This is a genomic window from Pseudomonas sp. 5P_5.1_Bac1, from assembly GCF_025466015.1.
Taxonomy (GTDB): Bacteria; Pseudomonadota; Gammaproteobacteria; order Pseudomonadales; family Pseudomonadaceae; genus Aquipseudomonas.
In genome coordinates this window covers 256,579-270,296 of record NZ_JANLNX010000091.1, presented here as the reverse complement: position 1 = coordinate 270,296, position 13,718 = coordinate 256,579, and the positions used below count along the sequence as shown (strand labels likewise).

Below are 13,718 nucleotides of genomic sequence, written 5' to 3'. Positions count from 1 at the left end.
GGGCGATAGGTCAGGGATACCCCAACACGTCCCGAATCCCCCGCAGATTCTGAATGATCCACCCTTTGTCGATCGCACCCCAATCATGAATCCGGTAATGCCCGGCATGGTTGCGCGCCCCCGCTTCCTGCTCGAACTCACAAACGATATCCAGATCAGCCAGCGCAGCGATGGTGTCCTGCGCGGTGCGGCGGGGCATGCCGGTGGCGGCCATCAGCGCCGGGACGCTGCTGGCGGTCTGGCTGTCGATCAGCCAGGCAACGTACAGGCGACGGTAGAAACTGCTCTTGGTCTTGCTTACGTCCATGCAAAGGGTCCTTTGACTCACTGATCGCCCGGCAACTCGCGCCAGGTCAGGTAAACGCGCAGGTCGAACTCCAGTTGATGGTAGCCCGGCTGCATGTATTCACAGAGTTTGTAGAAAGCCTTGTTGTGCTCGGCCTCCTTGAAGTGCGCCAGTTCGTGCACCACGATCATGCGCAGGAACTCCGGCGCCGCCTCCTTGAACAGCGAAGCGATGCGGATCTCTTTCTTCGCCTTGAGCTTGCCACCCTGCACCCGCGAAACCGCCGTGTGCAGGCCGAGCGCACGGTGGGTCAGGTCGAGGCGGTTGTCGAACAGCACTTTGTCGAGGTTTGGCGCGTTGCGCAGGTGTTCCTGCTTGAGGTTCTGCGCGTAGCTGTACAGCGCCTTGTCACTCTGCACGTCATGCCGGGCCGGATAGCGCCTTTGCAGGTAGTCGCCCAACTGGCCACGGGCAATCAACTGACGCACCTGATCTTGCAGGGCGGGCGGGTAGGCTTGCAGGTACTTGAGGGTGTTCATGGCTGCTGCGGGTGAAAGGGGAAAGGCCGCAGTGTACCCAACTACTGCCCTTGCCAGTCAAAAAAGGCCGGGAAGCGACCGGCTTCCGCCGCGGTAATCGGCCGCGCCACAAGGAAGCCCTGAACGTACTCGCAGCCGTGCTCGCGCAACCATTGCGCCTGCGCCGGGGTCTCCACGCCTTCGGCGATCACGCTGATGCAGTACTGCTCGCAGAGTTCGATGACGCAACGCACCAGCGCCGCGTCGGCGGCGGAATCGGGCAGGCGCGCCACCAGGTGGCGGTCGAGCTTGAGGGTATCGATCGGCAGATCGCGCAACAGGCGCAGCGAGCAGTCGCCGGCGCCAAAGTCGTCCAGCGCCACGCGCACGCCCAACTCGCGCAACTTGCGCAACTGGCGCAACGCCGTGTCCAGGTTGTCGGTCAGCGATGTTTCGGCGATTTCCACTTCCAGTTGGCTCGGTGCCAGGCCGGCATCGGCGATCACCTGCGACAGCTCTTCGATCAGGTTGGGCATGCCGAACTGCACCCGGCTGAGGCTGATGCCGAGGGTCAGGTCGTCGGCAAAATGCCCGCACCAGGCCCGCCGCTGCTCGGCGCCCTGGCAGTAGATCCAACTGGCCAGGCGGTTGATCAACCGCGCTTCTTCCAGCAACGGCAGGAACAGCCCCGGCGGCACATCGCCGACGCTCGGATGCCGCCAGCGCAACAGCGCCTCGAAGCCGCGCAGGCGACCGTCGGAGAACGCCACCTGCGGCTGGAACACCAGGGTGAAATCCTGGTTATCCACCGCCGCGCGAACGCTGTCTTCGAGCATCAGCCGCGAACGGGCGCGGCCGTTGAGGTCCTCGTCGTAATAACGATACTGCTGGCGCCCGGCCTGCTTGGCCGCGTACATCGCCGTATCGGCAGCGCGCAACAACCCGTCGAGGTTGGCACCGCAGTCGGGGTAGATAGCAATACCGATACTGACCCCGAGCACCACTTCCAGGCCGTCGATCTGCTGGCGGATCGACATGCGCTCGATGCACTTCTCGGCTAAACGCGCCGCCTGTTCGGGGTAGTCGAGGTCGTCGAGCAAGGCCGTGAACTCATCGCCGCCCATCCGCGCCAGGATGCCGTGGCCACCCAGGCAATCCTTCAGTTGCTCAGCGACCCAGTGCAACACCTGGTCGCCGATTTCGTGCCCGAGGGAATCGTTGACCCGCTTGAAGCCGTCGAGGTCCAGGTACATCAAGGCATGGTGCTTGTCCGAATGTTCGCTGCGCACCAGCGCACTTTCCGCGGCCTGATAGAAACCGCGGCGGTTGAGCAAGCCGGTGAGCGGATCGGTGACCGCCTGATGCTCCAGTTGCTGGTGCAGGCTGCGCACCACCGACATGTCCAGCACCGTCACCACCATCGCGCGCTGCTCGCCGGGCAAGGCGGCACAGGACAACGCCACCGGCAGCGCCTGGCCATTGCGGGTGCGTAGCACAGCATCGTGCAAACGAAAGATGTCCCGCTCCAGATACGCCTGATAAAAGGCCGACTCGCGCCATTGCGCCGCGGTTGGCGACAGCACGAAGTCCAGCAGGTCGGCGCCCTGCAACTGGTCGACCGACGCGAGCAGCAATCGTGAAATGGCCGGATTGGCGAAACGAATGGTGCCGTCTTCGGCCACCACCAGGATGCCTTCGGCAGCGTTCTCCAGCACCGAAGCATTGAAGGCGCGGGCCGCTTCCAGGTCGCGGGTCAGCCGTTGCAAGGCGCGACGGTTGCGCTGCTGGTCGAGCAGGGCCTGCACCTTGGGTTTGAGGATTTGCGGATCGAAGGGTTTGAACAGGTAATCCACGGCACCGCTGGCGTAGCCCTTGAGCACCGCGGCCTGGGTTTGTTCGTTGGCGGTCAGGAAAATGATCGGTGTCAGCCGAGTTCGCTGGCTGCCGCGCATCAGCCGGGCCACTTCAAAACCGTCCATGCCCGGCATCTGCACATCCAGCAGAACCAGGTCGACTTCATGTTCAAGCAATGTACTCAGGGCTTCGATACCCGAACTGGCCGTCAAGACTTGCCAGTCCTGACGGGCCAGCAAGGCACGCATGCTGATCAGGTTTTCCGGATAGTCATCAACGACCAGTAAAACCGAGCCACCCTCGTGTGTCGGAATTTGAGCGCATTCCATGCTGCTTCTCTTTGGCAACTACGTCATCTTTCGGATGAAATCTGCGCGTTTGACTCTAGACCCGAGTTTTCCAAATCTAAAGCTGGCAACTGGCCAACAGGTGTTTTAACGATAGTTCGCCGACTAACGGTCTTCCTGGGTGATCAACAGGCATAAAAAAACCCGCATCGCTGCGGGTTTTTTTGCTTTGCGCGCGTATCAGTTGACCTTCGCGGCCAGCTCGCCTTTGGCGTAACGCAGGAACATATCGTCCAGGGAGATCGGCTTGATCTTCGAGGCGTTGCCCGCGGTGCCGAAGGCTTCGTAGCGATCGATGCAGATGTCGCGCATGGCTTCGACAGTCTTGGCGAAGTATTTGCGCGGGTCGAACTCGGCCGGGTTCTGCGCCAGGAAGCGACGGATCGCGCCGGTGGAGGCCAGACGCAGGTCGGTGTCGATGTTTACCTTGCGCACGCCGTACTTGATGCCTTCGACGATTTCTTCGACCGGCACGCCGTAGGTTTCTTTGATGTCACCACCGAACTCGTTGATGATCGCCAGCCAGTCCTGTGGAACCGAGGACGAACCGTGCATCACCAGGTGAGTGTTAGGGATGCGCTTGTGGATTTCCTTGATGCGGTCGATCGCCAGGATGTCGCCGGTAGGCGGCTTGGTGAACTTGTAGGCGCCGTGGCTGGTGCCGATGGCGATGGCCAGGGCATCGACCTGGGTTTTCTTGACGAAGTCAGCGGCTTCTTCCGGATCGGTCAGCATCTGGCTGTGATCCAGGATGCCTTCGGCGCCGACGCCATCTTCTTCACCGGCCTGACCGGTTTCCAGGCTGCCCAGGCAACCCAGCTCACCTTCCACGGAAACGCCGCAGGCGTGGGCGAATGCCACGGTCTGCTGGGTGACGCGGACGTTGTATTCGTAGTCGGACGGGGTCTTGCCGTCGGCTTTCAGCGAGCCGTCCATCATCACCGAGCTGAAGCCCAGCTGGATCGAGCGCTGGCAGACGTCAGGACTGGTGCCGTGGTCCTGGTGCATGCACACCGGGATGTGCGGGAATTCTTCGATCGCCGCCAGGATCAGGTGGCGCAGGAACGGCGCGCCGGCGTATTTGCGGGCACCGGCCGAGGCCTGGACAATCACCGGAGAGTCGGTCTTGTCAGCGGCTTCCATGATGGCGCGCATCTGTTCCAGGTTGTTGACGTTGAAAGCTGGAACGCCGTAACCGAACTCGGCGGCGTGGTCCAGCATCTGGCGCATGCTAATGAGTGCCATTGTGTATCTCTCTCCCGACAAGCGTCGTTTTTCGTGCAAACCTGCCGCAGCGGCGGTTGCTGTTCAAGTTGTGTGGGCCAGTATCAGCCGGCCCGGCCAGTCACGGTGCCTTGCAGCCCCGCCCTATCAAATCGTTGGTCGCAACCCAGTACACCAGGCCCTCATCGCCCTTGGTGTGCAAGGCCAGCACGCCATCGCTGTACAGCGCTCCGGATCCGGACGGCTCGGGTTTGAGCCGGTAGACCTGATCGCCGCCGCCAAGGCGTACGTCCATCTCCTGATTGCCGGCGCCTGCCGCACGCCAGAGCACTTCGGCCTTGCTGTCGCAGACCCAGCGGGTCCAGTTGTCGGCCGGGGCCGCCGCTGGTGCGGGCGTGAAGCTGGCGCATCCTGCGAGTGTTGCCAGGGCCGTCAAGGCCAGAACACCTTTCATCCACTTCCTCCAGCAGACCACAAACCTGGCGACAGGTTGTCGCGAGCCGATCAAGGGCATCCCTTGGCCCGGCGCTGATGTTCGTCGTCGTATTTTTCCAGGCCATCGGGACCGAGCCGTTTATTGATGACCGGCGCGGTCTCCGCCTGCCATTCGGACTGGTAGCAGCCACCCTTTTCCGCGGCGGGCCGATCGGGAGCGGAGTCAGGCGTGCTGGAGCAGGCGCTCAGCACGACGCTCATGACCATCAAGGACAAGCGCTTGATCATCCGTTCGCTCCCTTTGCCAGGCACCGGGCGACTCAGGCCTTGGCCCGCTGTTCCAGAACCTCGACCGCCGGCAGGACCTTGCCCTCGACGAATTCGAGGAACGCACCGCCACCGGTAGAAATGTAGGAGATATCAGCCGCGACGCCATATTTGTCGATGGCCGCCAGGGTGTCGCCACCACCGGCGATGGAGAAGGCGCTGCTTTGCGCGATCGCTTTGGCCAGGGTCTTGGTGCCGTTACCGAACTGGTCGAACTCGAACACGCCGACCGGGCCGTTCCACAGCACGGTTTTCGACGACTTCAGCAGCTCGGCGAATTGCTCGGCGGTTTTCGGACCGATGTCCAGGATCATGTCGTCGTCAGCAACGTCGGCAACCGATTTGACGGTGGCTTCGGCGTCTTCGGCGAAGGCCTTGGCAACCACCACGTCGACTGGCAGCGGCACGTTGACCTTGGCGGCGATGGCCTTGGCGGTCTCGACCAGATCAGGCTCGTACAGCGATTTGCCGACCTTGTGACCGGCCGCGGCGAGGAAGGTGTTGGCGATGCCGCCACCGACGATCAGCAGGTCGCAGATCTGGCTCAGGCTGTTCAGCACGTCCAGCTTGGTGGACACCTTGGAGCCGGCAACGATGGCGGCCATCGGCTTGGCCGGCGCTTTCAGGGCCTTGCCCAAAGCGTCCAGCTCGGCGGCCAGCAGCGGGCCGGCAGCGGCGACCTTGGCGAACTTGGCGACACCATGCGTCGAACCTTCAGCACGGTGAGCGGTGCCGAAAGCATCCATGACGAACACGTCGCACAGCGCGGCGTACTTCTGCGCCAGCTCGTCGGCGTTCTTTTTCTCGCCCTTGTTGAAGCGCACGTTCTCGAACAGCACGATGTCACCGGCCTTCACCTCGACACCGTCCAGGTAGTCGGCGACGAGCGGAACGTCGCGGCCCAGGGCCTTGCTCAGGTAGTCGGCAACCGGCTTGAGGCTGTTCTCGGCCGAGAACTCGCCTTCGGTCGGACGACCCAGGTGCGAGCAGACCATCACCGCCGCGCCCTTCTCCAGGGCCAGCTTGATGGTCGGCAGCGAAGCAAGGATGCGCGCATCGCTGGCAACCACACCGTCCTTCACAGGGACGTTGAGGTCTTCGCGGATCAGTACGCGCTTACCTTGCAGATCGAGGTCGGTCATCTTCAAAACGGTCATGAATGCAGTCCTTCAGGGCTGTTTGCGAGTGGTGCGGGTGGTGTGGTCCACGACGCGCAGAAAATGATCGGCGACGTCGAGCATACGGTTGGCGAACCCCCATTCGTTGTCGAACCAGGCCAGCAGGTTCACCAGGCGAGGGCCGGAAACACGGGTCTGGCTGGCATCGACGATGGCCGAATGCGGGTCATGGTTGAAATCACAACTGGCGTGGGGCAGCTCGGTATACGCCAGCAGCCCCTGCAGCGGTCCGCTCAGGGCCGCGTCCCGCAGCACCTGGTTGACCTCGGCGGCCGTGGTGTCGCGGGTGGTCTGCAGGGTGATGTCCAGGCACGACACGTTCACCGTCGGTACACGCACGGCTTTGGCCTGAATTCTCCCGACAAGTTCCGGGAGCAGTCGCTCGATACCCCGGGCCAGGCCGGTGGACACCGGAATCACCGACTGGAACGCCGAACGGGTGCGGCGCAGGTCTTCGTGGTGATAGGCGTCGATGACGGGCTGGTCGTTCATCGCCGAGTGGATGGTGGTGATCGACACGTAGTCGATGCCGAACGCCTGATCCAGCACCCGCAGCAGCGGCACGCCGCAGTTGGTGGTGCAGGAGGCGTTGGACACCAGCAACTCGTCGCCGGTCAGGCAGTCCTGGTTGATGCCGTAGACCACGGTGGCATCGACGTCCTGCTCGCTGGCCATCGGCTGGGAAAACAGCACCCGCGGTGCGCCCGCATCAAGGAAGCGCTGGCCATCGGCGCGGGTGTTGTAGGCCCCGGAGCATTCCAGTACCAGGTCGACGTCCAGCGCCGCCCAGTCGATGCCCTCGGGTGTGGCACTGCGCAGTACTTTCACGCAGTCGCCATTGATATGCAGACAGTCGCCGTCGACCTTCACCTCGCCGGGGAAACGCCCGTGGGTGGAGTCGAAGCGTGTCAGGTATTCCAGGCTGGCCTGGTCGGCCAGGTCATTCAGCGCAACGATCTCGAAGCCCGCCTTCGCGCCCCGTTCGACGAGTGCGCGCAGGACGCAACGACCGATACGGCCGTAACCGTTGAGTGCAACTTTATAGGGACGCGGTTGAGACATTGGGGGCTCACGGAACAGATCGTTATCGGCAATCGGCGGTTTTTTGCGTTGTCGCATTCGGTGACAAGCCCGCCCCTGCAAATGCGGGGGCGGGCTTGTCATCGATCCGCAGATCCTTACATCAGTCTTCCAGCAGCTCTTCGGCAGTACCCAGGATGTTTTCCAGGGTGAAGCCGAACTCTTCGAACAGTGCGCTGGCCGGAGCCGATTCACCGTAAGTGGTCATGCCGATGATGCGACCTTCCAGGCCGACGTACTTGTACCAGAAGTCCGCGTGGGCAGCTTCGATGGCGATGCGCGCACCGACTTCCAGCGGCAGTACCGACTGCTTGTAGCCAGCGTCCTGGGCGTCGAACACGCTGGTGCTCGGCATCGACACGACGCGGACCTTGCGGCCCTGTTCGGTCAGCTTGTCGTACGCCTGAACGGCCAGGCCCACTTCGGAACCGGTGGCGATCAGGATCAGCTCAGGCTCGCCGGCGCAGTCCTTGAGCACGTAACCGCCACGGGCGATATCGGCGATCTGCTGGGCGTCGCGGTCCTGATGCTGCAGGTTCTGGCGCGAGAAGATCAGCGCCGAAGGACCGTCCTTGCGCTCCAGGGCGTGCTTCCAGGACACCGCCGATTCGACGGCGTCAGCCGGGCGCCAGGTGTCCAGGTTCGGCGTGCTGCGCAGGCTGCTCAGTTGCTCGATCGGCTGGTGAGTCGGGCCGTCTTCGCCCAGACCGATGGAGTCGTGGGTGTAGACGTGGATCACGCGCTGCTTCATCAGGGCGGACATGCGCACCGCGTTACGGGCGTATTCCATGAACATCAGGAAGGTCGCGCCGTAAGGCACCAGGCCGCCGTGCAGGGCGACGCCGTTCATGATTGCGGTCATGCCGAATTCGCGCACGCCGTAGTACATGTAGTTGCCGTTGGCATCTTCATGGCTGACGCCCTTGCAACCTTTCCACAGGGTCAGGTTGGAACCGGCCAGGTCGGCCGAGCCGCCGAGCAGTTCCGGCAGCAGCGGGCCGAAAGCGTTCAGGGTGTTCTGGCTGGCCTTGCGGCTGGCGATGGTTTCGCCTTTGGCGGCAACTTCGGCGATGTAGGCGGCGGATTTCTCTGCGAAGTCGGCCGGTAGGTCGCCGTTCAGACGACGCTTCAGTTCGCTGGCCAACTCAGGGAAGGCGGCGGCGTAAGCGTCGAAGCGCTTGTTCCACTCGGCTTCGGCGGCGGCACCGGCTTCCTTGGCGTTCCACTCGGCATAAATCTCGGCAGGCACTTCGAACGGACCGTAGTTCCAGTTCAGTTCCTTGCGGGCCAGGGCGATTTCGTCGTTGCCCAGTGGGGCACCGTGGCAATCTTCCTTGCCCTGCTTGTTCGGCGAACCGAAACCGATGATGGTCTTGCAGCAGATCAGGGTCGGCTGCTCGCTCTTGCGGGCGGTCTCGATGGCGGTCTTGATTTCGTCGGCATCGTGGCCGTTGACGTTGCGGATTACCTGCCAGTTGTAGGACTCGAAACGCTTCGGCGTGTCGTCGGTGAACCAGCCTTCGACTTCACCGTCGATGGAGATGCCGTTGTCGTCGTAGAAGGCGACCAGCTTGCCCAGGCCCAAGGTACCGGCCAGGGAAGCGACTTCGTGGGAAATGCCTTCCATCATGCAGCCATCGCCGAGGAACACATAGGTGTTGTGATCGACGACGTTATGGCCAGCACGGTTGAACTGGGCGCCCAGCACTTTCTCGGCGAGGGCGAAGCCCACGGCGTTGGCCAGGCCCTGGCCCAACGGACCGGTGGTGGTCTCGACGCCAGGGGTGTAGCCGAACTCCGGGTGGCCCGGGGTGCGGCTGTGCAGTTGGCGGAAGCTCTTCAAGTCATCGATGGACAGGTCGTAGCCGGTCAGGTGCAGCAGCGAATAGATCAGCATCGAGCCGTGACCGTTGGACAGCACGAAGCGGTCACGGTCAGCGAAATTCGGGTTGCTCGGGTTGTGCTTCAAAAAGTCACGCCAAAGAACCTCGGCGATATCCGCCATGCCCATGGGGGCACCGGGATGGCCGCTGTTGGCTTTTTGCACGGCATCCATGCTGAGGGCACGAATGGCGTTGGCACGCTCACGACGGCTGGGCATCGCTTGTCTCCTGGGGCTTGAATAAAGAACGAACGGAAAAAAGGCGGCCATTTTCGCCCAGGCGCATGCCCGGGGGCAATGACGGATGGTCGAACTGGAACGATTTTCCTGCGTTTGCGCGGTGATTCCGTGGCCAGACCAACGAAACAGCCGAAAAAGCCTGCCCCGCCGACAGTTTTAGCTCCGCCCATCGACCAATATCAAAACTTTTTGATATTGGTCTTGCGACGCGGGTTTGGCCTGACTAGACTGCCGCCCCATGAATATTCGCGTACCCGTTCCGGATTCTCGGCAAAGCGACCGCCTGGCTGCCCTGTGCAAGTCGGGCGGCGACCCGCTGCGCCTGAACGTGTTGCGCGTGCTGGCCAGCGATTCGTTCGGCGTGCTGGAACTGGCGCAGATCTTCGCCATTGGCCAGTCCGGCATGAGCCACCACCTCAAGGTGCTGGCCCAGGCCGAACTGGTGGCGACCCGCCGCGAAGGCAACGCGATCTTCTATCGCCGCGCCCTGCCCGACGGCCTGAGCCTGGGCGGCAAGCTGCACGCCGCCCTGCTCGAAGAAGTCGACGGGCTGCCGCTGGCGGAAGACATGCAGGCGCGTATCGGCCAGGTCCAGCAACGGCGCGCGGCCACCAGCCAGGACTTCTTCCTGCGCGTGGAAGAGAAATTCCGTGCCCAGCAAGACCTGATCGCAGGCCTGGCGCAGTACCGCGAAAGCCTGCTGACGCTGCTCGACAAGCTCAGCTTCGAGCCCGGCGCGAGCGCCCTGGAAGTCGGCCCCGGCGACGGCGAGTTTCTTCCCGAGCTGGCCCGGCGCTTCGCCCAGGTCACCGCACTGGACAACAGCCCGACCATGCTCGACCTGGCCCGCCAGGTCTGCCAGCGCGAACGGCTGGCTAACGTAAACCTGCAACTGGCCGATGCCCTCAATACCACCGAGGTCCAGGCCGATTGCGTCGTGCTGAACATGGTCCTGCACCACTTCAGCGATCCGGCCGCGGCCCTGGAACAACTGGCCGAACGCGTCAAACCAGGCGGCAGCCTGTTGGTTACAGAGTTATGCAGCCACGACCAGAGTTGGGCCCGCGAAGCCTGCGGCGATCTCTGGCTGGGCTTTGAACAGGACGACCTGCTTCGTTGGGCGTGCGCTGCGGGACTGGCTCCCGGAGACAGCCTCTATGTGGGCTTACGTAATGGTTTCCAGATCCAGGTCCGCCATTTTCAGCGGCCGACTGGCAACACTCACCACCGGTAAATTTAGGAACCCGTCGAGATGAGCGAATACTCCCTTTTCACCTCCGAGTCCGTATCTGAAGGGCATCCGGACAAAATCGCCGACCAGATTTCGGACGCGGTGCTGGACGCCATCATCGCGCAAGACAAATTCGCCCGCGTGGCGTGCGAAACCCTGGTGAAAACCGGCGTGGCGATCATCGCTGGCGAAGTGACCACTTCGGCCTGGGTCGACCTCGAAGACATCGTGCGTAAAGTCATCGTCGACATCGGCTACAACAGCTCCGACGTCGGCTTCGATGGCGCGACCTGCGCCGTCATGAACATCATCGGCAAGCAGTCCGTGGACATCGCCCAGGGCGTTGACCGCAGCAGGCCGGAAGACCAGGGCGCCGGCGACCAGGGCCTGATGTTCGGCTACGCCAGCAACGAAACCGACGTGCTGATGCCAGCACCGATCTGCTTCTCGCACCGTCTGGTCGAGCGCCAGGCCGAAGCGCGCAAGTCCGGCCTGCTGCCGTGGCTGCGTCCGGATGCCAAATCCCAGGTCACCTGCCGCTATGAAGGCGGCAAGGTTGTCGGTATCGACGCGGTCGTGCTGTCCACCCAGCACAACCCCGAGGTTTCGCAGAAAGACCTGAAAGAAGCCGTGATGGAGCTGATCGTCAAGCAAACCCTGCCTGCCGAACTGCTGCACAAGGACACCCAGTTCCACATCAACCCGACCGGCCAGTTCATCATCGGTGGCCCGGTAGGCGACTGCGGTCTGACCGGCCGCAAGATCATCGTCGACAGCTACGGCGGCATGGCCCGTCACGGCGGCGGCGCGTTCTCCGGCAAGGATCCATCCAAGGTTGACCGTTCCGCCGCGTACGCCGGTCGTTACGTCGCCAAGAACATCGTGGCCGCCGGCCTGGCCGAGCGTTGCGAAATCCAGGTCTCCTACGCCATCGGCGTGGCCCAGCCGACCTCGATCTCGCTGAACACCTTCGGCACCGGCAAGATCTCCGACGACAAGATCATCAACCTGGTGCGCGAGTGCTTCGACCTGCGTCCGTACGCAATCACCACCATGCTCGACCTGCTGCACCCGATGTATCAGGAAACCGCTGCCTACGGTCACTTCGGCCGTACCCCGCAGCAGAAGACTGTCGGCGACGACACCTTCACCACCTTCACCTGGGAACTGACTGACCGCGTTGACGCCCTGCGCGCCGCCGCCGGCCTGTAATCCCCCAGCGTTGAAAGAGCCCCGGTCGGGTTACTGGCCGGGGCTTTTTTGTGTCCGAGCGTTGCATCGCCGCGCCGCTTTCAAGCAGTTTCGCGGCGTAGAAACATGGCCTGACACACCGGGCCAAACACCTTGGGCACTCTATTCCTAGGCTGTGATTTCCATTCCGCCGAGCAAGGACGCTCGTCATGCCGTTGATCACCGCCCTGCTGTTGTTTTTCCTTTCCGTCCCGGCCTTCGCCCAGGCCTGTCCCGACTGGACCGGCAGCGTTGCGACCCGCCAGCTCACTGAACTACGGGACCGCCTGGCCATCTGGGACGACCACTACCACCGCCTCGGTGTCTCGCTGGTCAGCGACGAACTGTACGACCAGCACCGCGCACGCCTGCACCGTCTGCAAGGCTGTTTCCCCGGCACCGATATCAACACCGCCAACCCGCTGGCCAGCGCGGCCGGCCCGATCCGCCATCCGGTGGCGCACACCGGCCTCGACAAGCTGGCGGACGAGAACGCCGTCGCGGCCTGGCTCAAAGGCCGGCAAGACGTGTGGGTCCAGCCCAAGGTCGATGGCGTGGCGGCGACGCTGATCTATCAGGGCGGCACACTGGTGCAACTGATCAGCCGCGGCGATGGCAGCACCGGTCATGACTGGAGCCGGCATATCCCCGTCCTCGACCCTGCCCTGCGCAACCTCGACGAAGCCAGCGACCTGACCCTGCAAGGCGAGCTGTTCTGGCGCCTGGACGGCCATGTCCAGGCCAGCGCCGGCAGCCTCAACGCCCGCAGCCGGGTCGCCGGCCTGCTGGCTCGGCATCAGGTCAGCGCCGAAGACGGGCGCAACCTGGGCCTGTTCATCTGGGCCTGGCCCGATGGCCCGCAAGATCCCCGTGAACGCCTCGCCCGGCTCACCGCCCTTGGCCTGCGCAACAGCGAAACCTACAGCCAGCCGGTCAACCGCCTCGAAGACGCCGTGCGCTGGCGCCAGCACTGGTATCGCTCGCCCCTGCCATTCGCCAGCGACGGAGTGGTGCTGCATCAGGCTCGGCAACCGCCGGCGGAACGCTGGCAGCCGCGGGCGTCGCACTGGAGCGCGGCGTGGAAATACCCGTTCGCCCAGGCCGTCGCCGATGTGCGGGACGTGCACTTCCGGGTTGGCCGAACCGGCCGCATCACCCCGGTCATCCAGCTCGAACCGGTGCGCCTCGACGACCGCCTGGTGCGCCAGGTCAGCGCCGGTTCGCTGCAACGCTGGCAGCAACTGGATATCCAGCCCGGCGACCAGATCACCCTCAGCCTCGCCGGGCTGACCATCCCGCGGATCGAAGCGGTCACCGAGCGCGGCCCCCGGCACAACAACGTGACACCGCCTGCGCTGGATACCTACCACCCGCTCAGTTGCTGGCAGCCAGACATCGGCTGCCGCGAGCAGTTTCTCGAACGCCTGACCTGGCTGGCGGGCAAACGGGGGCTGAACATGCCAGGCGTCGGCCCCGGCACCTGGAACAAACTGCTCGACGCCGGTCGGCTGAACAGCCTTGCCGACTGGCTCGACCTGCAGCCGGACGACCTGCTGAGCATCAACGGCATCGCCGAACGCAGCAGCCAGCAGTTGCATACCGCCTTTGGCCAGGCACGCGCCCAGCCATTCAACCGCTGGGCCAGGGCGCTGGGGGTGCCGGCGCCGAAACAAACTAACCTGGGCGATTCCTGGGCGGTACTGGCCTCACGCAGCGCCGCGCAATGGCAACAGGAGCCGGGTATCGGGCCGCTGCGCGCGGGGCAACTAGTGGCGTTCTTCAACGATCCGCAGGTCAGGAAGCTCGCCGTTCGTCTGGCCGAACATGCAATCGAGGGTTTCTAAATCCCGTGGATCAGGGCAGCATCACGGGTTCTGCTTGCCCGA

12 protein-coding genes are annotated in these 13,718 nt (G+C 63.5%); 3 read left to right on the top strand and 9 right to left on the bottom strand.

Annotation, left to right across the window (positions count from 1 at the left end):
• Positions 1 to 10 precede the first annotated feature (10 nt).
• From NTD82_RS19640 to tkt, 9 genes are all read right to left on the bottom strand, one after another.
• Positions 11 to 307, bottom strand: coding sequence for a winged helix-turn-helix domain-containing protein (locus tag NTD82_RS19640; protein ID WP_262129873.1), 297 nt, complete (start codon positions 305 to 307; stop codon positions 11 to 13).
• 17 nt (positions 308 to 324) lie between these two features.
• Complete coding sequence (locus tag NTD82_RS19635) at positions 325 to 825, bottom strand: YgjP-like metallopeptidase domain-containing protein (RefSeq protein WP_262129872.1); 501 nt, start codon at positions 823 to 825, stop codon at positions 325 to 327.
• A gap of 41 nt (positions 826 to 866) precedes the next feature.
• Positions 867 to 2,987, bottom strand: a complete 2,121-nt coding sequence (locus NTD82_RS19630) for a putative bifunctional diguanylate cyclase/phosphodiesterase (RefSeq protein WP_262129871.1) — start codon at positions 2,985 to 2,987, stop codon at positions 867 to 869.
• Positions 2,988 to 3,185: 198 nt separating this feature from the next.
• Entirely contained in the window at positions 3,186 to 4,250 is a 1,065-nt protein-coding gene (gene fba / locus NTD82_RS19625; RefSeq protein WP_095155888.1) for a class II fructose-bisphosphate aldolase, read from the bottom strand.
• Positions 4,251 to 4,350: 100 nt separating this feature from the next.
• A complete protein-coding gene (locus NTD82_RS19620; protein WP_095155887.1) occupies positions 4,351 to 4,683 on the bottom strand; it encodes an MliC family protein in 333 nt (110 codons plus the stop codon).
• 50 nt (positions 4,684 to 4,733) lie between these two features.
• On the bottom strand, positions 4,734 to 4,952 hold the full coding sequence (locus NTD82_RS19615) for a hypothetical protein (protein WP_095155886.1): 219 nt from the start codon (positions 4,950 to 4,952) through the stop codon (positions 4,734 to 4,736).
• Positions 4,953 to 4,984: 32 nt separating this feature from the next.
• Positions 4,985 to 6,148, bottom strand: coding sequence for a phosphoglycerate kinase (locus tag NTD82_RS19610; protein WP_095155885.1), 1,164 nt, complete (start codon positions 6,146 to 6,148; stop codon positions 4,985 to 4,987).
• A 12-nt stretch (positions 6,149 to 6,160) separates the two neighbouring features.
• Positions 6,161 to 7,231 carry an erythrose-4-phosphate dehydrogenase gene (epd, locus tag NTD82_RS19605; protein ID WP_095155884.1) on the bottom strand — a complete coding sequence of 357 codons (1,071 nt, stop codon included), beginning with the start codon at positions 7,229 to 7,231 and terminating at the stop codon, positions 6,161 to 6,163.
• 121 nt (positions 7,232 to 7,352) lie between these two features.
• Entirely contained in the window at positions 7,353 to 9,350 is a 1,998-nt protein-coding gene (gene tkt, locus NTD82_RS19600; RefSeq protein ID WP_110973376.1) for a transketolase, read from the bottom strand.
• Between the two features lie 259 nt (positions 9,351 to 9,609).
• Between tkt and NTD82_RS19595 the strand changes: the two genes are divergently transcribed.
• The 3 genes from NTD82_RS19595 to ligB all read left to right on the top strand — a co-directional run bounded on the left by NTD82_RS19595 (position 9,610) and on the right by ligB (position 13,676).
• Positions 9,610 to 10,605 carry an ArsR/SmtB family transcription factor gene (locus NTD82_RS19595; protein ID WP_095155882.1) on the top strand — a complete coding sequence of 332 codons (996 nt, stop codon included), beginning with the start codon at positions 9,610 to 9,612 and terminating at the stop codon, positions 10,603 to 10,605.
• An 18-nt stretch (positions 10,606 to 10,623) separates the two neighbouring features.
• Positions 10,624 to 11,814: a methionine adenosyltransferase gene (gene metK, locus NTD82_RS19590; protein WP_095155881.1), complete on the top strand. Its 1,191-nt coding sequence runs from the start codon at positions 10,624 to 10,626 to the stop codon at positions 11,812 to 11,814.
• A 188-nt stretch (positions 11,815 to 12,002) separates the two neighbouring features.
• Complete coding sequence (ligB, locus tag NTD82_RS19585; RefSeq protein ID WP_262129870.1) at positions 12,003 to 13,676, top strand: NAD-dependent DNA ligase LigB; 1,674 nt, start codon at positions 12,003 to 12,005, stop codon at positions 13,674 to 13,676.
• The last annotated feature ends 42 nt before the right edge of the window (positions 13,677 to 13,718 follow it).

Coding starts and splice junctions, on each gene's coding strand:
- NTD82_RS19635 (WP_262129872.1), bottom strand. CDS start 825: ATGAACACCCTCAAGTACCTGCAAGCCTACCCGCCCGCCCTGCAAGAT.
- NTD82_RS19595 (WP_095155882.1), top strand. CDS start 9,610: ATGAATATTCGCGTACCCGTTCCGGATTCTCGGCAAAGCGACCGCCTG.
- NTD82_RS19640 (WP_262129873.1), bottom strand. CDS start 307: ATGGACGTAAGCAAGACCAAGAGCAGTTTCTACCGTCGCCTGTACGTT.
- epd (WP_095155884.1), bottom strand. CDS start 7,231: ATGTCTCAACCGCGTCCCTATAAAGTTGCACTCAACGGTTACGGCCGT.
- tkt (WP_110973376.1), bottom strand. CDS start 9,350: ATGCCCAGCCGTCGTGAGCGTGCCAACGCCATTCGTGCCCTCAGCATG.
- NTD82_RS19620 (WP_095155887.1), bottom strand. CDS start 4,683: ATGAAAGGTGTTCTGGCCTTGACGGCCCTGGCAACACTCGCAGGATGC.
- fba (WP_095155888.1), bottom strand. CDS start 4,250: ATGGCACTCATTAGCATGCGCCAGATGCTGGACCACGCCGCCGAGTTC.
- ligB (WP_262129870.1), top strand. CDS start 12,003: ATGCCGTTGATCACCGCCCTGCTGTTGTTTTTCCTTTCCGTCCCGGCC.
- NTD82_RS19610 (WP_095155885.1), bottom strand. CDS start 6,148: ATGACCGTTTTGAAGATGACCGACCTCGATCTGCAAGGTAAGCGCGTA.
- metK (WP_095155881.1), top strand. CDS start 10,624: ATGAGCGAATACTCCCTTTTCACCTCCGAGTCCGTATCTGAAGGGCAT.
- NTD82_RS19630 (WP_262129871.1), bottom strand. CDS start 2,987: ATGGAATGCGCTCAAATTCCGACACACGAGGGTGGCTCGGTTTTACTG.
- NTD82_RS19615 (WP_095155886.1), bottom strand. CDS start 4,952: ATGATCAAGCGCTTGTCCTTGATGGTCATGAGCGTCGTGCTGAGCGCC.